The 24,250-nt window shown below is 47.2% G+C and carries 28 protein-coding genes, 1 rRNA gene and 1 riboswitch; of the genes, 24 read left to right on the top strand and 5 right to left on the bottom strand.

The genetic code is table 11. The features are described 5' to 3' along the window. Positions 1-92 (top strand): 5S ribosomal RNA (rrf, locus tag BLT53_RS24410); the annotation flags it as partial. Positions 93-380: 288 nt separating this feature from the next. Further along, complete coding sequence (locus tag BLT53_RS24405; protein WP_090239971.1) at positions 381-680, top strand: hypothetical protein; 300 nt, start codon at positions 381-383, stop codon at positions 678-680. Between the two features lie 62 nt (positions 681-742). Here the strand turns inward: BLT53_RS24405 and BLT53_RS24400 are convergent, their stop codons facing one another. Further along, positions 743-1,177: an Hsp20/alpha crystallin family protein gene (locus BLT53_RS24400; protein WP_090239969.1), complete on the bottom strand. Its 435-nt coding sequence runs from the start codon at positions 1,175-1,177 to the stop codon at positions 743-745. A gap of 83 nt (positions 1,178-1,260) precedes the next feature. Between BLT53_RS24400 and gerPC the strand changes: the two genes are divergently transcribed. Beyond that, positions 1,261-1,542: a spore germination protein GerPC gene (gene gerPC, locus BLT53_RS24395; protein WP_090239966.1), complete on the top strand. Its 282-nt coding sequence runs from the start codon at positions 1,261-1,263 to the stop codon at positions 1,540-1,542. Positions 1,543-1,628: 86 nt separating this feature from the next. Here gerPC and BLT53_RS24390 read toward each other — a convergent pair whose 3' ends face one another. Further along, entirely contained in the window at positions 1,629-2,141 is a 513-nt protein-coding gene (locus BLT53_RS24390; protein ID WP_090239964.1) for a ferritin family protein, read from the bottom strand. A gap of 181 nt (positions 2,142-2,322) precedes the next feature. Between BLT53_RS24390 and BLT53_RS24385 the strand changes: the two genes are divergently transcribed. The 14 genes from BLT53_RS24385 to purD all read left to right on the top strand — a co-directional run bounded on the left by BLT53_RS24385 (position 2,323) and on the right by purD (position 16,222). Next, entirely contained in the window at positions 2,323-2,850 is a 528-nt protein-coding gene (locus BLT53_RS24385) for a DUF2179 domain-containing protein (RefSeq protein ID WP_090239961.1), read from the top strand. Positions 2,851-2,852: 2 nt separating this feature from the next. Then, on the top strand, positions 2,853-3,053 hold the full coding sequence (locus BLT53_RS24380) for an NETI motif-containing protein (protein ID WP_090239959.1): 201 nt from the start codon (positions 2,853-2,855) through the stop codon (positions 3,051-3,053). Between the two features lie 79 nt (positions 3,054-3,132). Next, positions 3,133-3,234, top strand: a riboswitch (purine riboswitch). Positions 3,235-3,370: 136 nt separating this feature from the next. Beyond that, positions 3,371-3,859 (top strand): 5-(carboxyamino)imidazole ribonucleotide mutase, encoded by a 489-nt coding sequence (gene purE, locus BLT53_RS24375; RefSeq protein ID WP_090239957.1) that lies wholly within the window; start codon positions 3,371-3,373, stop codon positions 3,857-3,859. 7 nt (positions 3,860-3,866) lie between these two features. Beyond that, positions 3,867-5,012 (top strand): 5-(carboxyamino)imidazole ribonucleotide synthase, encoded by a 1,146-nt coding sequence (purK, locus tag BLT53_RS24370; protein ID WP_090239973.1) that lies wholly within the window; start codon positions 3,867-3,869, stop codon positions 5,010-5,012. Then, on the top strand, positions 5,009-6,301 hold the full coding sequence (purB, locus tag BLT53_RS24365) for an adenylosuccinate lyase (protein ID WP_090239956.1): 1,293 nt from the start codon (positions 5,009-5,011) through the stop codon (positions 6,299-6,301). The genes purK and purB overlap by 4 nt, the downstream gene beginning before the upstream one ends. Positions 6,302-6,490: 189 nt before the next feature. Beyond that, on the top strand, positions 6,491-7,210 hold the full coding sequence (gene purC / locus BLT53_RS24360; RefSeq protein ID WP_090239953.1) for a phosphoribosylaminoimidazolesuccinocarboxamide synthase: 720 nt from the start codon (positions 6,491-6,493) through the stop codon (positions 7,208-7,210). Further along, positions 7,203-7,457 carry a phosphoribosylformylglycinamidine synthase subunit PurS gene (gene purS, locus BLT53_RS24355; RefSeq protein ID WP_090239951.1) on the top strand — a complete coding sequence of 85 codons (255 nt, stop codon included), beginning with the start codon at positions 7,203-7,205 and terminating at the stop codon, positions 7,455-7,457. The genes purC and purS overlap by 8 nt, the downstream gene beginning before the upstream one ends. Further along, a complete protein-coding gene (gene purQ, locus BLT53_RS24350; protein ID WP_090239948.1) occupies positions 7,454-8,137 on the top strand; it encodes a phosphoribosylformylglycinamidine synthase subunit PurQ in 684 nt (227 codons plus the stop codon). The genes purS and purQ overlap by 4 nt, the downstream gene beginning before the upstream one ends. After that, on the top strand, positions 8,121-10,349 hold the full coding sequence (gene purL, locus BLT53_RS24345) for a phosphoribosylformylglycinamidine synthase subunit PurL (protein ID WP_090239946.1): 2,229 nt from the start codon (positions 8,121-8,123) through the stop codon (positions 10,347-10,349). Before purQ ends, purL begins: the two co-directional genes overlap by 17 nt. Next, positions 10,325-11,743, top strand: coding sequence for an amidophosphoribosyltransferase (purF, locus tag BLT53_RS24340; RefSeq protein ID WP_090239943.1), 1,419 nt, complete (start codon positions 10,325-10,327; stop codon positions 11,741-11,743). Before purL ends, purF begins: the two co-directional genes overlap by 25 nt. 23 nt (positions 11,744-11,766) lie before the next feature. Then, entirely contained in the window at positions 11,767-12,807 is a 1,041-nt protein-coding gene (gene purM / locus BLT53_RS24335; RefSeq protein ID WP_090239942.1) for a phosphoribosylformylglycinamidine cyclo-ligase, read from the top strand. After that, positions 12,804-13,394, top strand: coding sequence for a phosphoribosylglycinamide formyltransferase (gene purN / locus BLT53_RS24330; RefSeq protein WP_090239939.1), 591 nt, complete (start codon positions 12,804-12,806; stop codon positions 13,392-13,394). Before purM ends, purN begins: the two co-directional genes overlap by 4 nt. After that, positions 13,391-14,929 carry a bifunctional phosphoribosylaminoimidazolecarboxamide formyltransferase/IMP cyclohydrolase gene (gene purH / locus BLT53_RS24325; RefSeq protein WP_090239937.1) on the top strand — a complete coding sequence of 513 codons (1,539 nt, stop codon included), beginning with the start codon at positions 13,391-13,393 and terminating at the stop codon, positions 14,927-14,929. The genes purN and purH overlap by 4 nt, the downstream gene beginning before the upstream one ends. 24 nt (positions 14,930-14,953) lie before the next feature. Beyond that, a complete protein-coding gene (gene purD, locus BLT53_RS24320) occupies positions 14,954-16,222 on the top strand; it encodes a phosphoribosylamine--glycine ligase (protein WP_090239934.1) in 1,269 nt (422 codons plus the stop codon). On the opposite strand, the gene BLT53_RS25740 is transcribed toward purD, so the two are convergent. Both BLT53_RS25740 and BLT53_RS24315 read right to left on the bottom strand, forming a co-directional pair. Next, positions 16,200-16,301: an EYxxD motif small membrane protein gene (locus BLT53_RS25740; protein ID WP_342027889.1), complete on the bottom strand. Its 102-nt coding sequence runs from the start codon at positions 16,299-16,301 to the stop codon at positions 16,200-16,202. The two genes, purD and BLT53_RS25740, sit on opposite strands and share 23 nt — an antisense overlap. Positions 16,302-16,631: 330 nt before the next feature. Beyond that, positions 16,632-16,892 (bottom strand): YgaP family membrane protein, encoded by a 261-nt coding sequence (locus tag BLT53_RS24315; RefSeq protein ID WP_090239932.1) that lies wholly within the window; start codon positions 16,890-16,892, stop codon positions 16,632-16,634. A gap of 119 nt (positions 16,893-17,011) precedes the next feature. Between BLT53_RS24315 and BLT53_RS24310 the strand changes: the two genes are divergently transcribed. The 7 genes from BLT53_RS24310 (at position 17,012) to BLT53_RS24280 (ending at position 23,274) form a co-directional block, all read left to right on the top strand. Next, complete coding sequence (locus BLT53_RS24310; RefSeq protein ID WP_090239929.1) at positions 17,012-18,754, top strand: adenine deaminase C-terminal domain-containing protein; 1,743 nt, start codon at positions 17,012-17,014, stop codon at positions 18,752-18,754. 62 nt (positions 18,755-18,816) lie between these two features. Continuing rightward, positions 18,817-19,854 carry a DUF3048 domain-containing protein gene (locus tag BLT53_RS24305; RefSeq protein WP_090239926.1) on the top strand — a complete coding sequence of 346 codons (1,038 nt, stop codon included), beginning with the start codon at positions 18,817-18,819 and terminating at the stop codon, positions 19,852-19,854. 21 nt (positions 19,855-19,875) lie between these two features. Further along, a complete protein-coding gene (locus BLT53_RS24300) occupies positions 19,876-20,181 on the top strand; it encodes a YerC/YecD family TrpR-related protein (protein WP_090239925.1) in 306 nt (101 codons plus the stop codon). A gap of 151 nt (positions 20,182-20,332) precedes the next feature. Continuing rightward, positions 20,333-20,794 carry a MarR family winged helix-turn-helix transcriptional regulator gene (locus tag BLT53_RS24295; protein ID WP_170834491.1) on the top strand — a complete coding sequence of 154 codons (462 nt, stop codon included), beginning with the start codon at positions 20,333-20,335 and terminating at the stop codon, positions 20,792-20,794. Between the two features lie 15 nt (positions 20,795-20,809). Beyond that, positions 20,810-21,367 carry a TVP38/TMEM64 family protein gene (locus BLT53_RS24290; RefSeq protein WP_090239920.1) on the top strand — a complete coding sequence of 186 codons (558 nt, stop codon included), beginning with the start codon at positions 20,810-20,812 and terminating at the stop codon, positions 21,365-21,367. Positions 21,368-21,407: 40 nt separating this feature from the next. After that, entirely contained in the window at positions 21,408-22,241 is an 834-nt protein-coding gene (asd, locus tag BLT53_RS24285; protein ID WP_090239917.1) for an archaetidylserine decarboxylase, read from the top strand. A 358-nt stretch (positions 22,242-22,599) separates the two neighbouring features. Beyond that, positions 22,600-23,274 (top strand): VC0807 family protein, encoded by a 675-nt coding sequence (locus BLT53_RS24280; protein ID WP_425284744.1) that lies wholly within the window; start codon positions 22,600-22,602, stop codon positions 23,272-23,274. Here the strand turns inward: BLT53_RS24280 and BLT53_RS24275 are convergent. Beyond that, a complete protein-coding gene (locus BLT53_RS24275) occupies positions 23,271-23,822 on the bottom strand; it encodes a GNAT family N-acetyltransferase (RefSeq protein ID WP_090239913.1) in 552 nt (183 codons plus the stop codon). The two genes, BLT53_RS24280 and BLT53_RS24275, sit on opposite strands and share 4 nt — an antisense overlap. Positions 23,823-24,250 lie beyond the last annotated feature (428 nt).

Below are 24,250 nucleotides of genomic sequence, written 5' to 3'. Positions count from 1 at the left end.
ACACCCGTTCCCATACCGAACACGGAAGTTAAGCTCTTCAGCGCCGATGGTAGTTGGGGGCTTCCCCCTGTTAGAGTAGGACGTTGCCGGGCAAAAAGGGCGGGACGAATGAAAATTCGTTCCGTTCTTTTTTTATGTTTTTTTTGTTGAAAAGTGTTTGTGAAATCAGAGTTGAACCAAGCGCAATTAATAGAACCAAAGCTGGTTTTTGGCCAGGCTGAAAGCAGGTAAATACATAATAATTAGGCGAGCCCTCTCATAATTGAGCAAATCATTGAGAGGAAAACGAGAATTGCACGAAATCATAACATAATCACACTCCCTCCCTCATATGGTGGTGTAATGGTGATCCCATTCAAAACTGTAAAGAGGGATAGCTCATGAAAATCTCGATTAAAAGTGTAAATGTTGATGCAATAACGATGAAAGGTTCTCTGAACATCGGTAAAACGCTCATCATTAAACGATATTCTCTACAAAAAGAAGCGAATCAAACAAAACAAGTCCCGGGTGAATCCCAAACCCAGGGGCCATCGTCTGCCTCAAAAAAGCTGAAGGTCACTCCCGTACAGCCTGACATCGATACGATTAAAAAACAGTCCGATGAAATGGCGGCACAGCTTCTCGCGAACGCCTGTCTCCTTTACTACATTGCAATCATGCTGGTCTCCAATCCTTAAACAGTTTTACAATCCACCACAACGAAAAACGACCCAGAGGGCTTCGCACATGCCTCTGGGTCTTATTCAAAATAGTCATAGATTTTTACTTTTTGATTTTCTTTTTCCTGTTTCAGACGCTGGAGCCGCACATACAGCAGTCCGCGGTAATAGCCGGCATCCAGTGGACGGTCTTCTACAGGATGCGGGAGGGGAATTTCCCGTTCGATCGGGCCGGATACAATTTCCTCAGTGACACACGTAAATTTTTTTATGGAAAAATCTATGTTTCCTGTGACCTTCATGGTGCGGTAATGCACGTACAGATTCACATCTTCAATATTTTTTACACCCGGAAGATTAATTAAACAGTAAATTTCTTCTTTGTTTTCATATATATTAACTAGAGGCCCTTGGTTTGCTAATCCAAATTCTTTAAAGTCTTCAAAGAAATCCTTACCGAGTACCTGGTCGGCATACTTTTTCCATTCGTTTCCCTTGCCCCATGAAGGATTCATTGCTCTCACTCCCTTGCCCTGACAGTATATGCAGCTTTCGCCCAATGGGTGAAACGTTGGAGAGATGAAGGAGGTTCAATGAGATGGACCAAGACCTGTACCATATTTTACAGCAGCTTCAGCAGCAAATTATTGAACTGCAGCATGAAAATCAATCCCTGAAAGAAGCATTAAGCAACATCAAGCCTGTAAATATCGAAAACATTAATTATAAAATTCAGGAACTGCATGTCAAAGAGCTCAAGGGTACCCTCAATATTGGACTAACCGGAGAGGCCCATCTGGACGATATGGAAACCATCATTGATGAAATCCAGCAGGATGGCATTCAACAGCAGCATCAGACCCAAGATGAACCCGAATAAGGTAAGCTTAAGGATAAATCGGTCCTTAAGCTCTTTTATTTATCCATAAGATACAGCAAAAGAGTGCCGGACTCCGGCACTCTTTTTTAGCGGGCGTTCAGCAGGAAGCTGAATTTGGTCGCGTGCTTGATTTCATCTGAGAACGGACGGAAGAAGGTATCCCGGATGGTGGGATCATGTGTCATCAGATACGCATCGCGATATTTTTCATAATCAGCGAGTTCATCTTCATACGCTTCGAACAGACTTTGACGGAAGTTTTGGATTTTTATCGGTCGAATCTTGTAGTTCGGCTGCTTGCCTGTTATAGATGTGTAAAGACGGGTAAACAACTGTAGATGAGTCTTTTCGTCTTTGGCTGCATCCAATAAAACTTTCCTGCTGTATTCGTTCGGCGCCTCTTTCGCCAAACGTGTATAGAAATCAACAGCAGTCGCTTCTCCAATGATGCTCGACATTAACACATTTAACAGCTGCTGATACGATTGCTGTTGCTGGCTTTGTTGAGCCTGTTGCTGACGTTCTGCCTGGTGGGGATCGTAATAATAATGGGTTTCTTCAAACGGAGGTTGGGGTGCTTGATAATAATAAGGGTACATGATATCAATTCCTTTCCCGAAAAGCTCTTATAGCCTATGAAGAAACGTGGAAAATGTGCCTATCCGGCTTGATGTGAATGATAGAAATTACTGGATAAATCTTCATTTTTCAACCAGCGAAAAACATGGTAAATTACTTTTATGGCATCATAATGGACAGGCTAAAGAAGGAGTGTAAATGATGTTGGAAAACGGCTTCGTGATGATTGGGATTATTCTTCTAATTAATGTGGTATATGTCTCATTTTTCACAATTAGAATGATTTTGACATTAAAAAATCAAAGATATCTCGCAGCATTGATCAGTGTGTTTGAGGTTATTATTTATGTCATCGGTCTTGGACTTGTGCTGGACAACCTGGATAAAATCCAGAATCTGATCGCTTATGCTCTTGGTTATGGTCTTGGCGTACTCGTCGGCATGAAGATTGAAGAAAAGCTGGCACTCGGATATATTACGGTTAATGTTATTACCACAAATATCTCAGCAGGCTTGCCTAATGAAATCAGGTCAAAGGGATATGGCGTAACGGACTGGATGGCCTCGGGGCGCGAAGGGCAGCGGCTGATGATGGAAATCCTGACATCGCGAAAGTCGGAATCCAACCTTTATGAAACCGTTAGAGCACTGGATCCAAAGGCATTCATTATTTCTCATGAACCAAAGGCCTTTCATGGTGGATTCTGGGTCAAAAGCATACGGAGGTAGGCATGGATAAAAAGCCGAAAAAGAAAAAGTTTGAAGTACAACCCGGTGAGACGATCTCTGATTGCTTGGACCGCATGGCCGGGGAAGGATATTTTCCCGTACGCCGAATGGAAGAGCCGGTGTTTAAAGAAGTGAAGAAGAATGGGAAAATGGTTCAGGAATATCACGAACAACGCATCGTTTTTGAAGGGAAATTGCAGTAAAAACCGAACATTAAATTGTCAGAATATATTATTGTTCGATTTTTGGTTGACACAGGAGAAGCCCCTTCGTTACAATAAGGGTGACAAAACAATAGTACCTCATATAATCACGGGATTATGGCCCGTAAGTCTCTACCCGATGACCGTTATTCGTCGGACTATGAGGGGAAGCACACTGCTGTTTTCGGCATATCCGCAGGTGATGAAGTATGTCCAGCGTAGTAGCTTTCTCTCATAGATAGAGAAAGTGAGTACACTGGACTTTTTTATTGCAGAAAATTCATTTCACATAGCATTTTGATTGCGGGGAGGATACGATGGAAAACAAAGTTGGCGTAATTATGGGAAGTACATCCGATTGGGAAACAATGAAGCATGCCTGTGATATTCTTGAGGAGCTGGAGGTTCCTTATGAAAAGCAGGTGGTGTCGGCTCATCGGACGCCTGACCGCATGTTCCAGTATGCTGAAGAGGCAAAAAGCAGAAACATTGGCGTTATTATTGCAGGAGCGGGCGGTGCAGCCCATCTGCCGGGAATGGTGGCCGCAAAAACAGTGCTGCCGGTCATCGGTGTTCCGGTACAATCCAAAGCCTTAAACGGATTGGATTCCCTTCTGTCCATTGTGCAGATGCCTGGCGGCGTACCGGTAGCAACCGTTGCCATCGGGAAAGCAGGAGCCACCAACGCGGGTCTACTGGCCGCACAAATTCTCGCCATAACGGATCAGGATTTAAACGATCGCTTAATGAAACGGCGTGAAAAGATTGAACAAGCCGTCATAGAAAGCAGTGATTCTCTTGGCTAAAAATAAAATGATTTTGCCGGGCCAAACGATTGGCATCCTGGGCGGAGGTCAGCTGGGACGCATGATGGCGATCAGCGCCCGTGAAATGGGGTACGGAATAGTAGTTTTGGACCCTGGTGAAAATTCACCATGTGGACAAATCAGCGACCATCAGATTGTTGCTCCTTATGATGATGTAAAAGGCATTGAAGAACTGGCGCAAAAAAGTGACGTGATCACCTATGAATTTGAAAACGTGGACAGCGAAAGAGCACAATGGCTTGAGAATAATGCCTATATGCCACAGGGCAGCGAGCTGCTCTATCTGACACAGCACCGTATTCGCGAAAAACGGGCGATTGAAAAAGCGGGTGTCCGCGTCGCTCCTTACCTTCCTGTGCAGAGCAAGGAAGAACTCCAGGCGGCGGTCAGCCAGCTCGGTCTTCCGGCTGTTTTGAAAACGTGTCAGGGCGGCTATGACGGAAAAGGCCAGGCGGTCATCCGGACAGTAGAGGATATGGAACAAGCAGAGGAGCTTTTCGCAGGGAACAGAGAATGCGTTCTGGAAAGCTGGGTATCCTTTGAAAAAGAACTGTCGGTAATCGTCACCCGAAGCACAAAAGGTGAAATGACTTCGTTCCCTGTGGCGGAAAACATCCACCTGGAAAACATTCTTCACCAGTCAATTGTGCCGGCAAGAATTTCAGAGGAAACAGCGGCTAATGCGTATGACATGGCCAAGAAAATTGCTCATGAGCTTAACCTGTACGGAACGCTTGCTGTGGAGATGTTCCTTGGAACCAACGGGGAAATTTACGTAAATGAATTGGCACCGCGTCCTCATAATTCCGGCCATTACAGCATTGAAGCTTGTGAAACCTCGCAATTTCAGCAGCATGTACGCGCGGTTTGCGGACTTCCGCTCGGCCGGACGTCACTGGTCAGCCCCGTAGTGATGATCAATGTGCTCGGGGAACATGTGAAACCGCTCTTTGAAAACCTGGAACTTCTGAAAGACGCCAAGCTGCATCTTTACGGAAAAGAAGAAGCAAAAGTGAAACGAAAAATGGGACACATCACGGTGCTCGGAAACACGGTAAGCGAAGCACTGAACAAAGCAGAATACATTAAAGCTGCTGTACTCAAGATGGAAAAGCTGGAGGTAACGACATGATTGAACGGTATACACGCCCTGAAATGGGAGCGATTTGGACAGACGAAAACCGCTTTAAGGCTTGGCTGGAAGTCGAGATTTTAGCTTGTGAAGCATGGGCAGAGCTTGGAGAGATTCCGAAAGAGGATGTTAAAAAACTGCGCGAGAACGCATCATTTGATATCAATCGTATTTTTGAAATCGAGCAGGAAACACGCCATGACGTAGTTGCTTTTACACGCGCAGTATCTGAAACACTCGGAGAAGAGCGAAAGTGGGTCCACTACGGACTGACTTCTACTGACGTGGTAGACACAGCATTGTCTTACTTGCTTTTGCAGGCAAACGAAATCTTGATCAAAGACATCGAGAAGTTCATCGAGATTATTGGAAACAAGGCGAAAGAACATAAATACACAGTAATGATGGGCCGCACGCACGGTGTTCACGCAGAACCAACTACATTTGGTTTGAAACTCGCGCTTTGGTATGAAGAAATGAAGCGAAACCTTGAGCGATTCAAGCAGGCAGCTGACACTGTACGCGTCGGCAAAATCAGCGGAGCTGTTGGTACATATGCCAACATCGATCCATTCGTTGAAAAATATGTATGCGAAAAGTTAGGGCTTGAAGCATCTCCGATTTCAACTCAAACCCTGCAGCGTGACCGGCATGCGCATTACATGTCCGCATTGGCGCTTGTAGCAACAAGCATTGAGAAGTTCGCAGTTGAGATCCGCGGACTGCAAAAAAGTGAAACGCGTGAAGTGGAAGAGTTCTTCGCTAAAGGCCAAAAAGGATCTTCTGCAATGCCTCACAAACGCAATCCGATCGGTTCCGAGAACATGACCGGTATGGCACGCGTCATCCGCGGTTACATGATGACTGCATATGAAAACGTGGCACTTTGGCATGAACGTGATATCTCGCACTCTTCTGCAGAGCGGGTGATTCTGCCGGATGCAACCATCGCGCTGAACTACATGCTTAACCGCTTCGGCAACATTGTGAAGAACTTAACGGTGTTCCCGGAAAATATGAAACGCAACATGACAAGAACGTATGGATTGATCTACTCCCAGCGTGTACTCTTGAAGCTGATCGATAAAGGCATGAGCCGTGAAGCTGCTTACGACATCGTTCAGCCGAAAGCGATGCAAGCTTGGGAAGAAGGCATCCAGTTCAAGCAGCTCGTTCAGGAAGAGCCGCGCATTACGGAAAAACTTACACCAGAAGACATCGAGGACTGCTTCGACTACTCGTACCATCTTCAGCATGTTGATACGATCTTCGAAAGATTAGGTCTGTAAAATATTAATGGGAAATCAGGACGGAGAAACAGGTTGATTCCGTCCTGGAAACCCTGCTGAATTGGATCCAGCTTTAGTGTTCAATGACGAAAAGTTCCATCCGGGTCTTAACGGACACTTCAGCATTTCTATTTTTTCAATATTCGTGATTTTCGCAATGGAATTCGACTTATGTCAGGGGGATTTTGAATGGAAAAGCAAACCTTGCTTTATGAAGGAAAGGCGAAGAAGATTTACAGCACAGAAGACAGAAACACCGTGTGGGTGGAATACAAGGATTCAGCGACAGCGTTTAACGGCGAGAAGAAAGCAACCATCGATGGAAAAGGCCGTTTGAACAACGAGATCACCAGCCTGATGTTTGCACTTTTGCAGCAGAACAACATTCCAACTCACTTTATCTCCAAACAATCTCCAACCGAACAGATTGTCCAGCATGTAGAGATCATTCCACTTGAAGTGGTTGTCCGTAACGTGGTGGCAGGAACACTGGCCAAACGGACGGGACTGCCGGAAGGACACGTTCTGCGTAAGCCGATCGTCGAATTTTATTACAAAAATGACGACCTTGGCGATCCTCTTTTCAACACAGACCATATCGCAGCCTTAGAGTTAGCTGTTCCACAGCAGCTTGAAGAAATGAAGGAGCTTGCGCTTCAGGTCAATTCCGTTCTTGTTCAATTTTTTGCAGAGAAAAATGTAAGATTAGTAGATTTCAAGCTGGAGTTTGGCACCAATGCCAAGGGTGAGCTTCTGGTGGCCGACGAAATTTCACCGGATACATGCCGCCTTTGGGACAGTGAAACGAATGAGAAGCTCGATAAAGACGTATTTCGCAGAGATCTTGGCAGCTTAACAGATGCTTATGAAAAAATCTTAGAACGCTTAGGGGGAAACCTTCATGTATAAAGTAAAAGTATTCGTCACATTGAAAGAAAGTGTATTGGATCCACAGGGGACAGCGGTTAAAGGCTCATTGCACCGCATGGAGTACAACGAGGTGCAGGATGTCCGCATCGGTAAATACCTTGAGCTTACGATTGAAGAAAGCGTTCAGGATTTAGACAAATCCATCAGAGAAATGTGTGAAAAATTGCTTTCCAATCCGGTCATTGAAGATTACCGCTATGAGGTGGAGGAGGTTGTCGCACAGTGAGGTTTGCGGTTATTGTTTTTCCAGGATCCAACTGTGACATTGACATGTTTCACGCGGTAAAGGACGAGCTTGGTGCAGAAGCCGAGTACGTGTGGCATGACGAAGAAAATCTCGACCGTTTTGACGGTATCCTGCTGCCGGGCGGGTTCTCGTATGGCGACTACCTTCGCACAGGAGCTATTGCCCAGTTCTCCAATGTTATGGATGAAGTAAAAAAGGCGGCACAAGCAGGCAAGCCAGTTCTTGGTGTCTGCAACGGATTCCAAATTCTTTTAGAAACCGGATTGCTTCCGGGGGCCATGCGCCGGAATGAATCATTGAAATTCATCTGCCAGCCCGAAACATTGAACGTTGTAAACAATGAAACCATGTTCAGCTCTTCCTACGGAAAAGACGAAGAAATTATCATTCCGATCGCTCACGGCGAAGGAAATTACTATTGTGATGAAGAGACACTGAAACAGCTGGAAGAAGAGAACCGCATCATCTTCCGCTATAAAAATAACCCGAACGGATCGATTTCGGATATTGCCGGAATCATGAATGCCCAAGGCAATGTGCTTGGCATGATGCCGCATCCGGAGCGCGCGGTTAGCGAGCTTTTGGGCAGTGCGGATGGACTGAAATTGTTTCAATCAATCGTAAAAAGCTGGAGGGAAAACCATGTCTTATCTTCATGAGCCGACTGCAGAGCAAATTCAGGAGCAAAAATTATACCGTGAAATGGGCTTGAGCGACGACGAGTTTGGGCTTGTTCAATCCATCATCGGCCGCCTTCCAAACTGGACAGAGACCGGATTGTTCTCGGTCATGTGGAGTGAGCATTGTTCATATAAAAACTCCAAGCCGGTCCTTCGTAAGTTTCCTGTGGATGGAGAGCGTGTGCTTCAGGGACCAGGGGAAGGAGCTGGAGTGGTAGACATCGGCGACGGCCAGGCGGTTGTTTTCAAAATTGAAAGCCACAACCACCCATCGGCGATTGAACCGTACCAGGGTGCCGCCACAGGAGTGGGCGGTATCATCCGTGACATCTTTTCTATGGGGGCTCGACCGGTCGCGCTGTTAAACTCACTGCGTTTTGGCGAACTGACGTCTTCTCGTGTGAAGTATCTGTTCGAGGAAGTGGTTGCCGGGATCGCCGGTTATGGCAACTGTATCGGGATTCCAACCGTGGGCGGCGAAGTTCAGTTCGATGCTTCCTATGATGGCAACCCGCTCGTTAACGCGATGTGTGTGGGCTTAATCGACCACAAGGACATCCAAAAAGGACAGGCAAAAGGTGCCGGCAACTCTGTCATGTACGTTGGCGCAAGAACAGGACGCGACGGAATCCACGGGGCGACCTTCGCTTCCGAGGAACTAACCGAAGCATCTGATGAGAAGCGTCCGGCCGTTCAGGTGGGCGACCCGTTTATGGAAAAGCTGTTGCTTGAAGCGTGCCTTGAACTGATCCAGAACTGTGATGCTCTTGTCGGCATTCAAGATATGGGGGCAGCCGGCCTTACAAGCTCATCCGCTGAGATGGCGAGTAAAGCAGGCATGGGAATCGAGATGAACCTTGACCTTGTGCCGCAGCGTGAATTGAACATGACAGCTTACGAAATGATGCTATCTGAATCTCAGGAACGCATGCTGATCGTTATGCAAAAAGGAAGAGAACAAGAAGCCATCGATATTTTCGAAAAATGGGGCCTTGAGGCTGTAGTCGTTGGTACCGTTATTGAGGAAAAGCAACTTCGCCTCCTTCATCACGGAGAAGTCGTCGCCGATGTTCCGGTTGACGCACTTGCAGAAGAAGCACCTGTTTATCACAAGCCATCCAAGGAACCTGAAATGTTTTCACAGTTCCAAAACGAGGAAGCTTTCGTCCCAACCGTAGAAAGCAAAAAGGATACCCTTCTTGAGCTTTTATCGCAGCCGACGATCGCTAGCAAATCGTGGGTATTTGACCAGTATGACTACATGGTCCGCACGAATACGGTCGTGCCTCCAGGATCTGATGCTGCTGTCATCCGTATCCGTGAAACCGATAAGGCGCTTGCAATGACTACCGACTGCAACTCACGTTATCTCTACCTTGATCCGGAAACCGGCGGAAAAATTGCGGTGGCAGAAGCGGCAAGAAACCTCGTTTGCTCCGGTGCCGAACCGCTTGCCATTACGGACTGCCTGAACTACGGAAATCCGGAAAAGCCGGAAATCTTCTGGCAGCTGGAAAAGTCTACAGACGGAATGAGTGAAGCGTGCCGCACGCTAAGCACACCGGTTATTGGCGGAAACGTATCTTTATATAACGAAACAAACGGTGTGGCCGTGTACCCGACCCCTGTTATCGGGATGGTTGGACTCGTTCATCACCTTGACCATATTACAACCCAATACTTTAAAACACCGGGCGATCTGATCTATGTGATCGGTGAAACCCATCAGGAATTTGGCGGAAGTGAGCTGCAAAAAATGCAGCTTGGCAAAATTTCAGGAAAAGCACCGGCGTTGAATCTTGAAACAGAAGTCAAACGCCAGAAGCAATTGCTTGAAGCGATTCAGAATGGACTTGTTGAATCTGCTCATGACGTCGCAGAGGGCGGATTGGCTGTCGCGCTTGCCGAAAGCATGATGAACGGCAATACAGGAGCGTCTGTTGAGCTTCGGGGAGACCTTGTTTCTGCCCTTTACAGCGAAACCCAGTCACGCTTCCTTGTTTCAGTAAAACCGGAAAACGCCGAAGCGTTTGAAGCAATGAATGAAGACGCGAAACAGATCGGATTTGTAACGGATCACGCGGTTCTGCGCATCGACCATGAAAATGAAGAAGTGCTGGCCGCAACTTACGATGAACTTCATTCGGCTTGGAAAGGAGCCATACCATGCTTGCTGACATCAAAGGCTTAAACGAAGAATGTGGTGTGTTTGGCATCTGGGGACATCAGGATGCTGCCCAGCTCACGTATTACGGGCTGCACAGCCTTCAGCACAGAGGACAGGAAGGCGCAGGAATTGTTGTAACAGACGGTGAAAAGCTGAAAATGCACAAAGGACACGGGCTTGTTACCGAGGTGTTCAGCCGCGGAGAGCTGGAAGGGCTGACAGGACATGCGGCTATCGGGCATGTGCGCTATTCCACGGCAGGGGGCAATGAATATGCAAATGTTCAGCCCCTGCTTTTCCGCTCACAAACATCAAGCCTTGCTGTTGCCCACAACGGAAATCTTGTGAACGCGAACGCGCTGAAACACCAGCTTGAAGCACAAGGAAGTATTTTTCAGACGACATCTGATACGGAAGTTTTGGCTCATCTGATCAAACGCAGCGGATATGTGGACCTGAAAGATCAGGTAAGAAATGCCCTTACGATGCTTAAAGGTGCTTATGCATTTGTCATCATGACCGAGGACAAGCTGATGGTCGCTCTTGATCCAAACGGATTGCGCCCGCTTTCCATCGGCATGCTGGGAGACGCTTATGTGGTGGCTTCTGAAACCTGTGCCTTTGACGTGGTGGGTGCAGAGTATCTTCGCGATGTTAAACCGGGAGAACTTTTGATTATTGACGATAATGGAATGACGGCGGACCGTTTTTCTTCACCGACGAACCGCTCGATTTGTTCCATGGAATATATTTATTTTTCACGACCTGACAGCAATATCGACCAGGTGAACGTTCACAGTGCGAGAAAGAACCTTGGAAAAGAATTGTACCGTGAAGCGCCAGTTGAAGCGGATGTAGTGACAGGGGTTCCGGACTCCAGTATTTCAGCCGCGATCGGCTATGCGGAAGCATCAGGCATTCCATACGAAATCGGCTTGATCAAAAATCGTTATGTTGGCAGGACTTTTATCCAGCCGTCACAGGAATTGCGCGAGCTTGGAGTGAAAATGAAGCTGTCTCCTGTACGGGGAATCGTGGAAGGCAAACGCGTAGTGATGGTCGATGATTCCATCGTCCGCGGAACAACAAGCCGCCGAATCGTGAAAATGCTGCGTGCAGCGGGAGCAACTGAAGTGCATGTGCGGATTACCGCTCCTCCGATTGCTCATCCGTGCTACTACGGCATTGATACATCCGAGCGTGCTGAATTGATCGCTTCCAATCACTCGGTAGAGGAAATCAGAGACATTATCGGAGCGGATTCATTGTCCTTTTTAACGCCGGAAGGATTGTTAAGAGGCATCGGGCGCCCGGACAGCGACCCGAACAACGGACAGTGCCTGGCTTGCTTTACCGGGAAGTATCCAACAGAGATCTATCCGGATACCGTGCTTCCGTATGAAAAAGAAATGGTGTAATGGCAAAAAAGGGAGGAAATACAATGGCAGAGGCATACAGACAGGCCGGAGTGGATATTGAAGCGGGTTACGAGGCGGTAGACAGAATCAAGAAACACGCATTGCGTACACGCCGTCCAGAAGTCATGGCAGGCCTTGGCGGTTTTGGGGCAATGTTTGACATGTCCAACCTTCCGTACAAGGAGCCGGTTCTGATTTCCGGTACGGACGGAGTGGGCACAAAGCTTATGGTGGCTATTATGATGGATAAGCATGATACCATTGGAGTGGACGCTGTGGCGATGTGTGTGAATGATATCGTGGCGCAGGGAGCCGAGCCGCTGTACTTCCTGGATTACATCGCATGCGGAAAGCTGGATCCTGCGAAAATAGAGGATATCGTCAAAGGAGTGGCCGACGGCTGTGAGCAGGCAGGCTGTGCCCTGATCGGCGGAGAAACGGCAGAAATGCCCGGCATGTACAGCAATGGAGACTATGACCTTGCCGGTTTTTCGGTCGGCGCGGCAGAAAAATCGAAACTCATTCACCCAGAGCTTGTAAAAGAAGGAGACGTTCTTATCGGGCTTGCCTCCAATGGCATCCACAGCAATGGCTATTCGCTCGTCCGCAAAGCACTTCTGGAATCCGGTCAGCTGGATCTGGACGGAAGCTTTGGAACGGACGGAAAAACATTAGGTGAAGAACTGCTGGCTCCAACACGCATTTATGTAAAACCGTTGCTTAATGTCTTCAAAAACTATCAAGTTCACGGCGCAGCTCATATTACAGGCGGTGGATTTGAGGAAAACATTCCGCGCATGCTTCCGGAAGGACTTGCAGCAGAAGTGGATTACGGTTCATGGCCGGTTCCAGCTATCTTTGAAACCATTGAACAGACAGGAAACATCGGAAGAAAAGAGATGTTCACCACATTCAACATGGGGATCGGAATGGTGCTTGCTGTCGATTATGAGGAATCTTTTGACGTAATCAAGTCGCTCGAAAATGACGGAGAAAAGGCGTTTGTCATCGGCCGCGTGAAAGCGGGCGAAGGTGTTCACTTTGGCGGTGGTGAGCTGAAATGAAGAAAATCGCCATCTTCGCATCAGGAAGCGGCTCGAATTTCCAGGCGATCATCGATGCCATCCATGAAAAGAAACTGGAAGCGGACGTCTCGCTTCTGGTTTGCGACAAGCCAGGTGCGCGCGTAGTAGAGCGCGCTGAACAGTCAGAAACGGAAACATTTGCGTTTAATCCAAAAGAGTATGAAACAAAAACAGCATTCGAAACGGAGATTTTAAAGCAACTAAAAGAAAGAAACATTGAATTTATCGTCCTTGCTGGTTACATGCGCCTGATTGGCTCAACCTTGCTGTCTGAATATGAAGGACGCATCGTCAACATCCATCCATCTCTTTTGCCGGCTTTTCCGGGCAAGGATGCGGTGGGACAGGCACTTGACGCAAAAGCAGAAGTAACCGGTGTTACCGTACATTACGTGGACAGCGGAATGGATACAGGGCCGATCATCGCCCAGAAAACTGTGGAGATTAAAAAAGAGGATACAAGAGAGACACTGCAGGAGCGGATTCAGCAGGTCGAGCATCAATTGTTTCCAAGTGTGCTGGAACAGCTATTCAACCAAGAGAAAGTAGGAGGCGTATCATTTTGAGCATCAAACGAGCATTAGTGTCAGTTTCCAATAAAGAAGGGTTGGTTCCTTTTGTTCAGGCGCTGGCCGAACAGGGCGTGGAAATTATCTCCACCGGGGGAACAAGCAAAGCATTGCAGGAAGCTGGTGTGAAGGTTACCGGTATATCTGAAGTAACAGGCTTTCCGGAAATCATGGATGGACGAGTAAAAACACTTCATCCGATGATTCACGGCGGCCTTCTTGCGGTTCGGGAAAATGAGAGCCACGTTCAGCAAATGAAAGAGAACGGCATCTCCCCGATCGATCTTGTTGTGGTCAACCTTTATCCATTTAAAGAAACCATCGCAAAGGAAAATGCAGCGTTTGAAGATGCCATTGAAAATATTGATATCGGCGGGCCAAGTATGCTTCGCTCGGCTGCGAAAAACCATGCGTATGTAACGGTTATCGTGGATCCTGCGGATTACTCCAAAGTACTGGAAGAAGTTCAACAGAACCAGGAAGTGTCTGACGAAACACGCAAAAAGCTTGCGGCGAAGACCTTCCGCCACACCGCGGCTTACGATGCGCTGATCGCAGAATACCTTACCAGCATGGTGGAAGAGGAGAACCCGGAATCTTTCACAGTTACCTACGAAAAGAAACAGGATCTCCGCTATGGAGAGAACCCGCACCAAAAGGCAGCATTCTACAAAGCACCTCTTGGCACAAAAACATCCATTGCACAGGCTGAACAGCTTCACGGCAAAGAGCTTTCCTACAACAACATCAATGATGCGGATGCAGCACTTCAAATCGTTCGCGAATTCACAGATCCTGCCGTTGTGGCCGTTAAACACATGAACCCGTGTGGAGTCGGCACAGGCAGCTCTGTAGAAGAAGCGTTCGCAAGAGCATTTGAAGCTGATCCGGTTTCTATTTTTGGCGGCATCATCGCATCCAACGTGGAAATCAACGCAGCAGCGGCGCAAAAGATGAGCGAGATTTTCCTTGAAATCATCATTGCACCATCGTTCAGTGATGAAGCGAAAGAGATTTTAACGAAAAAGAAAAACATCCGTCTCCTCACATTGGAGCTCGGTGAAGATAAAAAGCAGGAGAAAAAGCTGACCACCGTACGCGGAGGCCTTCTCGTTCAGGACGAGGATGCTTACGGACTGGACCAAGCCAACATCTCAGTGCCAACCAAGCGTGAGCCGACCGAAAAAGAGTGGGAAGACCTTAAACTCGCATGGAAAGTAGTTAAGCACATTAAATCCAATGCGATTGTTTTAACAAAAGATCAAATGACGATTGGGGTCGGTGCCGGTCAGATGAACCGTGTCGGCGCGGCAAAAATTGCGATTGAACAGGCAGGAGAAAAAGCGCAGGGAAGCGCCCTTGGGTCAGATGCCTTCTTCCCGATGAACGACACCGTGGAAGCTGCAGCCAAAGCAGGTATCACTGCCATCATCCAGCCAGGCGGTTCGGTTAAAGATGAAGATTCCATTAAAAAGGCAGACGAATACGGCATCGCCATGGTCTTTACCGGCGTACGCCACTTCAAACATTAAAATCTGTACCAAGGAGGAGACAGCATGAACGTTTTGGTAGTAGGAAAGGGTGGCCGTGAGCATGCCATCGTATGGCGTTTTGCGAACAGTCCGAGTGTAACAAAAGTGTACGCCGCACCGGGCAATCCGGGAATGGCGGATGTGGCAGAATGCGTAAACATTGAGGAAAGTGATCATGAAGGTCTTATCGCGTTTGCCAAGGAAAATGATATCGCGCTTACCTTCATTGGAGCTGAAGTCCCCCTTTTAAATGGAATCGTCAATGATTTTCAACAAGAAGGGCTTGCTATTTTCGGTCCGTCAAAGGAAGCCGCATTGATCGAGGGAAGCAAATCATTTGCGAAGGATCTTATGGACAAGCATGGCATCCCGACAGCGAAATCAAAAACGTTCACTTCCTATGAGGAAGCAAGATTGCATTTAAAGGAGCAGGGAGCACCAATTGTTCTTAAAGCGGATGGTCTTGCGGCAGGTAAAGGCGTAATTGTGGCTATGACCGAAGAGGAAGCAGAGAAAGGCCTTGATGAAATGCTGAACCAGGCCCGTTTTGGAGAAGCGAGCGCTTCTGTTGTGATGGAAGAGTATCTGGAAGGTGAAGAGTTTTCATTTATGGCGTTTGTAAATGAAGAGAATGTGTACCCGATGGTGATTGCTCAGGACCATAAACGTGCTTTTACAGGCGACAAAGGGCCAAACACCGGAGGAATGGGTGCTTACTCACCGGTTCCGCAGATTCCGCAAGCCGTAGTAGAGGAAGCACGAAAAACAGTCCTTGATCCTGCTGCCCAAGCGATGGTGAAGGAAGGCCGTCCGTTTACAGGAATATTGTACGCAGGTCTCATGCTTACAGCAAACGGTCCGAAGGTCATTGAGTTCAACGCCCGGTTCGGTGATCCGGAAACACAGGTTGTCTTACCAAGATTGCAGGGTGACTTTGCCCAGATCCTGCTTGGCATTCTTCGAAAAGAAGAAGTGGAACTGAACTGGAGTGACGAAGCGGTCATCGGTGTTGTTCTCGCTTCTGGCGGCTATCCTGATCAATACGAGAAAGGCATCGCCATCAACGGGCTTGGAAACCTTGAAGAGACTACTCTTTTATTCCATGCTGGAACGAAATTGGCAGGAGACCAGCTTGTTACGGATGGCGGGCGCATTCTCCTGGCGGCTGTAAAAGGAACGGACCTGGCCAGCGCTCAGGAAAACGTGTATACCGAAATGCGGAAAATCAGCTGCAGCCAGTCCTTTTACCGGACGGACATCGGGTCAAAAGCTATTTCACGCGCCGCTTTTTAACCACAGCAAAAAGCACGGCAATGATCCCGCCGATGAGCGTGGCATACACGAAAATCGTATCCATTAAAAATTCTTTCATAGCTAGTCCCTCCTTGCAGAAAACTCCCCTCAATTGGGGAGTTTTTTTCGTGTGTATGTTTCTATTCGGGGTGATGAGGGTGGTTGATTTCCGTTTCAGGTTGTTCGCTTTCCTCGGGGCGTGCGCTGAGCCCCTCCCGCGCAAGCACCTATGGGTCTCACCTGTCACGCTTGTCCCGTAGGACAAGGAACGCTTCGGCAGTGATACATCGCACGAAGAAAATGTGATATTCTTTTTCGAGGAGTCTCGCACCTTTCACGACAATCAACTCTTCAATGAAGATTCTTGAAAGAGACTTACCAAGTGACCATCTTTAAAAGTGATAAGGTTTTAGCTTGGGTTAATCGGGTTGCCTTCTTTGGTGATGTCATTGAGGTCCATGTCCTTCAGCTCGGAGCCTTGTTTGACCATTTCAGTGACTGGGCAAAAACGAAGGATGCCCTCGGCGACTTTCATAGCGGCAAGCATCATCATGAACACGTAAGAGCCTTTCCATGGTTTACGGGTGTATTTGGCGGTAAGCATGGCGAGCATGGTCAATCCGCACACGATGCGGATCATGGCGTTGAGGATTCCGATATTCTGTTTCATAGCAGTAATTTCCTTTCTGTAATGAATTTCAAGTGTTTGGAGTTATGACACACATTCAGCGTTAATGTATGGTATCCTTGAGAAAATGCAACTTACAGAGAAAAAGGTGAAACAAGCACATGTCTAACCAGTTTTTATTTTGGTCAAAGGTGGAATTGCGCCGCCATCAGGCCGTTATTTTCGGCGAATTGGCTCCCACCAAGGTATTGAAGAATGCAACGTATTTAAATACTGCCCGGCATTGCTGGACTAAAGCGAATATATGGATCTACGATAACCGCATTGTGTATGTGGGGGACAACATGCCCCAGGAAACCACTGGTACAGAAATGGTGGAGCTGGACGGAAAATATGTTGTACCCGGATATATTGAGCCGCATGCACACCCGTTTCAACTATATAATCCCCAGACGTTGGGCGATTATGCGTCCGTTCGCGGCACAACCACATTCATATGCGACAACCTCAAACTTTTTTTATCAACGCCAATTACGAAAGCGCTTTCTCTTATGGAGGACATGAACAAACTGCCTTACACCTATTATTGGTGGTGCAGGTTTGATTCGCAATCCGAACTGTTAAATGAAGATGCGCTCTTCTCATTAAGCAATATGAAAAAAATGCTGTCTTCTCCATATGTCATTCAGGGGGGAGAACTGACCAGCTGGCCGAAAGTCATCCAGGGAGATGACAACCTGCTGCATTACATGCGGGAAACCCGAAGAGCAGGAAAAAGGGTGGAAGGGCATCTGCCGGGTGCTTCTGAGAAAACCCTCACCCAAATGGCTCTTCTTGGGGTGGACTGTGACCATGAGGCGATGACCGGGGAAGAGGCCATAATGAGGCTTAATCTCGGGCTGACCACGTCACTAAGGTATTCCTCCATTCGGCCGGATCTACGTCAGATCTTAAGAGAGATGCAAGAGATCGGTGCGGCTCATTTCGACCGTGTGATTTTTACAACGGACGGGTCCACACCTGCTTTTTATGAAGAGGGTGTGACGGATACAATGATCTCCATTGCGCTTGAAGAGGGAATTGACCCGATTGATGCGTATAAGATGGCTTCCTATAACATAGCAAGATATTACGGCAAGGAGCATATACTCGGAATGGTTGCACCGGGAAGAGTGGCTCATCTTAACATTCTGGACTCCGTGCAGCATCCGAATCCCGAAGCCGTACTGGCGAAAGGACAGTGGATCAAGCGGGACGGAAAGGCTGTGAAGGAGAGCTCTTCATTCCCATGGAACGATTATGAAATGGGTCCTCTTGATTTGAACTGGGATTTAACGCTGAAGGATTTTCAGTTCAGCTCACTGGCTGGAATAGAAATGGTAAACTCAGTGATTACGAAGCCGTATCATATTAGTCTCAATCCGACAGCGGAAAAGCTCGATGATGATCATGATGAGTGCTTTTTCATGCTGGTGGACAAAAAAGGAAAATGGAGAGTCAACACGCTTCTGAAAGGATTTGCTGCGAGTGTTTCCGGATTTGCAAGCTCATACTCCAGCACAGGAGATATCCTTTTAATCGGAAAAAGTAAACGTGACATGCTTGCGGCGTTTAACCGCATTAAAGAAATGAAAGGCGGCATCGCTCTCGTTGAAGATGGAAGCGTTGTCAGTGAGATCAAGCTCCCCATCGCGGGAGGCATGTCTCCGCTTGCGGTTGAAGAACTTATAAAGGAAGAGAAGAAATTAACATCAGAACTCCGAAAACGCGGCTATGCATTTGAAGATCCGATCTACAGCCTGCTGTTTTTCTCATCCACACATCTTCCATATATCCGGATCACACAGCTTGGATTGTATGATGTGAAAAAGAAAGTCATACTCTTTCCTTCGATTATGCGTTAAACTAAAGAAGTAAAGTGTTTGATCACTTCAGGCCGGGGGGCCATAGGGGGCAGGGGTGCCTAATGAGAAAATGGATGCTTGGAATTTGTGCTGCGTTCTTGATTCTTGGAGGATCCGGGTGCCAAAAGAAAGAAAAGCCAACGTCGCAGGAAACGAAGCCTGCACAGCCGGCGGAAAAGCCGGAGAAAAAGGAAGAAAAAAAGGAACACTTAAATACGTTTCCGCTGACGGGATTAAAAACAAAGAAACCGACCGATGCCAGAGTATTTTCAGTGATGGTAAACAATCACCAGCGGGCGCGGCCACAGTCCGGCGTTTATAAAGCGGACCTTGTGTATGAGGTGCTCGCAGAAGGAGAAATCACACGGTTCCTTGCTGTTTTCCAAAGTGTAAACCCAAAAGTGATCGGACCGGTTCGCAGTGCACGTGATTATTTTATCGAGATCAGCCAGGGATATCATTCGTTTTATGTTCATCATGGCTGGAGCCCTGATGCAAAGAAGATGCTTTCAGGGAAAAACAGCAAGGTGGACTCGCTGAACGGACTTTATTATGACGGGACGCTTTTTCACCGGGCGTCATTCCGGCAAGCGCCTCACAATTCGTACATCACCTACGAGGACCTGATGACAGGTTTAAAGAAGAAAGGGTATGACGATAAAGATAAAATAAAGCCGCTTCCTTTCTTGAAACCAGAAGAGGTTAAAGGGCTTACCGGTGACAAAGCGGATCAAGTTCTGATAACATACAGTCAAAATGAGAAAGTTGGTTACAAATATAACCCGTCAACGAAACGCTATGCCCGGTCCAGCAATGGAACGCCGACAACCGATCTTGAAACGAAGACACCTGTCGAGGTCAATAATGTGTTTATCGTTGAGATGAAGCACAGGATTATCGACAGCTATGGCCGAAGAGCCATTGATCTTTATTCAGGCGGCAAGGGCCTTCTCCTACAGCAAGGAAAAGTGAGAGAAGTGGCCTGGAAAAACAAAGACGGAAGAATTATTCCGTCAGGCACCGGGTTTGTTCCAGGAAAAACCTGGATCAACATTATTCCGACGCAGCCAGGAATCAGCAAGAGTGTTTCTATTGAATAGAGCAGAAGGAGTGCTAAATCTATGCAAATTGATAAATTAAGGGGTAAAGCGCTGGATCAGCTGTTTGAAGCGGTCCTTTCGCTGAAAGACCTTGAAGAGTGCTACATGTTCTTTGATGATCTGTGCACAATGAACGAAATTCAATCGCTTGCACAGCGTCTCGAAGTGGCACGCATGCTTCGTGAAGGGAAGACCTATCACAAAATTGAGTCTGAAACCGGCGCGAGCACGGCGACCATCTCACGTGTCAAACGCTGCCTGAACTTTGGCAACGATGCCTATCAAATGGCACTTGATCGTGTACACGGTCAAGAAGAAACAAAATAAGCTCACAAACACTTTTTGTGAGTGCAGCCCGAATCATGGACTCTTGGTTAAGCGTCCGTTATTCGGGTTTTTCGTATGCTTGTTTTAATTGACGGGATGTTGGGACGATAGTATAGTTTATCTTGTTAAACTGTTTATGTGGATAAACGAGGTGAAAGAAGTGGAGCAAGGCGATTATATAAAAGAGACATACGACTTTTTTGATAAAGTGAATGCTCATTTATTGAAGCATTATTTCTCATCGTTAGATTATGAGATTACTCCAAAGCAATTTTTAATCCTGCACCGGGTACATAGGCATCAGCCGGTAAAGGTACAGACGATCGCGGAGCAGCTGAACTTTTCGATGAGCTCCACGAGCCAGCTTGTCAGCAAGCTCGAACAAGAAGACTATGTTGTCCGAAGCATCAATCCCCAAAACCGTCGGGAAATTTTTTTGACGCTTGGAGAAAAGGGAAATCAATATTATGATGAATACGATCAAATCGATCAGTTTGTGAACAATAAATTCTTTTCCCAATTGACAGTGGAAGAAACAAAGCAATTAAGGGACATTGCCGAAAAACTCCATACCATCGTTACGGAGGAGAAAAAGGCCATCACCCATGAATAAAAAGGATCATATCCAATGACAGTGCTAAAGGATTTCGTCATCGATTGGCTGGTATCTTACGGGCAGGTCGCGGTAATCATCAGCATCTTATTAAATGTTGTGATCAGCGTGCTCGGAATCGTACCAAGTGTATTTTTGACTGCTGCCAATCTCACTGTATTCGGCCTCTGGCCAGGCATGGCAGTATCGTTCGCGGGAGAAGCAATCGGTGCGGTCGTGTCCTTTGTTCTGTACAGAAAAGGGTTCCGGAAAGCAGTGGAATGGAAAGCTATGAATCATCCAAAAATAATACAACTGCTCGAAGCAAGGGGAAAAGAGGCGTTTACGCTGATTTTGGCGCTCCGGATTTTGCCTTTTATGCCTTCGGGTGTGGTAACATTTGTGGCCGCTGTCGGCAAATCCCCGCTTTTACTTTTTGTGCTGGCCAGCTCCATCGGAAAACTCCCTGCGATTTTAATCGAAGGATATTCGGTCCACCAGCTCATCCAATGGACATGGGAAGGAAAGCTTGTGGCTACTGTCATGGCAGTTCTTCTGCTGCTATGGTGCCGGAGGAAGCTTAGAACACCGTGACTGCAGGATGTGTCAGTCGTGAAAGGATTGTAGAATAAACATGATAAACTCTGTACTAAAGCATGTAATCAGGCTTTTGCCGCAAAATGCAATATCTCGAACGGCGGGAAAATGGGGGCATTCGTCCTTCAGCCGGCACATCATTAAACCTTACAGTGCTCTTTATAAAATCAATAAAGAAGAGATCGAGAAACCGTTGGGAGAATACCCGACGTTTACCGCGTTTTTTACGAGAAAGTTGAAGGAGGATGCGCGTCCGATCTCATCGGGCATTGATACACTGGTCAGCCCGGTCGATGGAAAAGTGGCTCAGTTTGGCACCATTACAGAAGGAGCGCTTATTCAGGCCAAAGGCATCAACTACACGGTTGAGCAGCTCTTGGGATGCACATCTGAAATCTCGGATAAGTATGAGGGAGGCACGTTCCTTACCATCTATCTGAGTCCGCGAGACTATCACCGTATCCACATGCCATTGCCGGGGAAGCTGACCAAGGCGACCTACCTGCCAGGCCGATTGTTTCCGGTGAACCGGATCGGGGTGGAGCATGTCCAAGGCCTGTTTACCAAAAACGAGAGGCTCATCACGTATGCCGATACACCGGCGGGTGAAATGGCGCTGGTCAAAGTCGGTGCGTTCGTGGTCGGAAGCGTACGCGTGCCGTATGGCGAGCACTCGACTAATGTAAAAAACGGACGGGCCTATTCCACAGATCTTCCAGATGTACCTTTTAAAAAAGGAGAAGAAGTCGGGTTGTTCGAATTTGGCTCCACCGTCGTCCTGTTGTTTGAAAAGGATCATATTTTATTGAGTGATAAAATACAGCCCGAGGCTCATCTGAAATACGGAGAAGCCATCGGTACGTATCATTAACAAACGAGCCTGTACCGCATGGGGTGGTGCGGGTTTTTGTATGGTTGTTTGTAAAAATGATATGTTTGGTGAGTAACTGTTCAAAAACGGGCGTATTTCCGTGGGTAAACAGAAGATTCCAGTGAGTAAACACAGAAAAACCGGAAGTAAACGCCAAGCATTACGTGCCAGCGATACTAAAAAAGCCGCCCTGATTCTAGAAGGGCTCCCCAATATCCGTTTTTTACACAAATGATGATAATATTTTCCAATCATGGTATCATTTCAGTAGCATGTCCGAAAAGGACGCGGAACGGCCGAACACTATAGTCAAGGGATTGCCAGGACTGCAAAAGAACGAGCCAATTCAAAACGGGAAGTGAAAAACTTGAAGAAAAGTATCGTTGTTTTTGATTTGCTGTTTTATTTGATTATACCGTACCTGATCTGGAACCAGGGGAGAGACATGCTTGGAGACTATTACGCCATTCTTCTTTCGTCAGTTCCAGGTTTTATCTATACAATTTACCGGTTTGTGAAGGAAAAGCAGTTCAATGTCACAGGGATGTTTATCCTGTTTTCCCTTTTTGCCGGAACAACGATTGACCTCTTGTCGGGATCAGCCGGAAGAATGCTATGGAACCAGGTGTTCTTCGGTATCTTCATGGCCCTGCTTATTTTCTCGACCATTTTCATCAAACAGCCGCTCGGCATGCACTTTGCTGTGGACATTGCCTACCTTCAGGGGGAGCCGCGAAACGAAACTCAGGCGCTTTACCGAAAGCCGGAGTTTTACAAGCACTTTGTCTGGCTGACCGCCCTGTTTGCGTTTCGCAGTCTGTTTCAGGCCGGGTTAAAATCCTACCTGCTGATGGAATACGGCGTGAAAAAGTATGACTTTATTTTATTTGCGATGAAGATTTCGGGCTGGATTTTTGGCGGCCTGATCACTGCAGGGTTTGTTTTTATTTCAGTTAAAATCTATAACTATCATGAGAGGAACAAAGGACCGGAGGAACCGGGAAGCAAGATTCAGGCCGAACCCAAGATCTAGGTTTGGGGAAATGCCCAGTCCTCTGCCAGCATGCCGTACAGCGCGACATCCACAAAATGGTCGTACAGCCATTCGGCCTGCCGGAGCTCTCCTTCCTGCTTAAAACCAAGCCGTTCGGCCACCGAGCGGCTTCTTTTGTTTTCCAGAGCTGCCTTTAATTCCAGCCGGTTCAAACCGAGCGTGCCAAACGAATAATCCACCATAGCGCCGCACGAACGGGCCATGATTCCCTTCCCTTCAAAGTCCTTGCCCAGCCAATAGCCAATGTTTGCAGAATAATTATTCCACTTGATATCATACAGAGCCAGGGAACCCGCCGGAATGCCACGGTACCAAATCATTGTTACAAGATCCGTGGAATCGGCGTATTTTTGATTGGCAAGCTTGATGAATGTTTTGGTATCTTTGAGCGTTCGCGAGTAATCGACCCAGCCCAGCCAGTTTCGAAGGTGATCTCTGGAATGTTCGGTGAGCTGAAAGAGGAGCTGGGCATCTCTTTTTTCGAGCAGCTTTAAGGAAATTTCCTCATCGACTTGTAAAAAAAACATACACATTCTCCTGTTCATCGCGTGTCAAAGCGAAGTGTAATATTTAATTTTCGTGTAAGCGTTGTTTCACAGTGTGAAAGATGAGTAGCCCTATAATTTTTGATATAATGGCAAAAGGTATAAAGAGAGAAAACCAGCCGGGAGATCCGGTCACAGAAAATAGATTAGTTTTGGGTTTGGTATCAGCTAGCTTCAGTGTCCAAGGACGAAAATGCACTTCAATTTTCGTCATAGACCCTCGATTGATGAAAAAAACTTTTTCATCCTTGGTCGCTTCACTCACAACCCTCAACACAAAAATCGTGTTGCTGGTTGTGAGTTCCAGCGCTTGTCGGGTCTAAACGGACACTTCAGCTTTAGTCATCATCCAGCTTCAACGCTCAAAAGCTCGGCCGTTTCACTCTCTCCCAAAATACAAAAAGCGTATT

This window comes from Fictibacillus solisalsi (genome assembly GCF_900103485.1).
Lineage (GTDB): Bacteria > Bacillota > Bacilli > Bacillales > Fictibacillaceae > Fictibacillus_C > Fictibacillus_C solisalsi.
The sequence above is the reverse complement of the archived record's forward strand: the minus strand, read 5'-3'. Positions and strand labels throughout refer to the sequence as shown.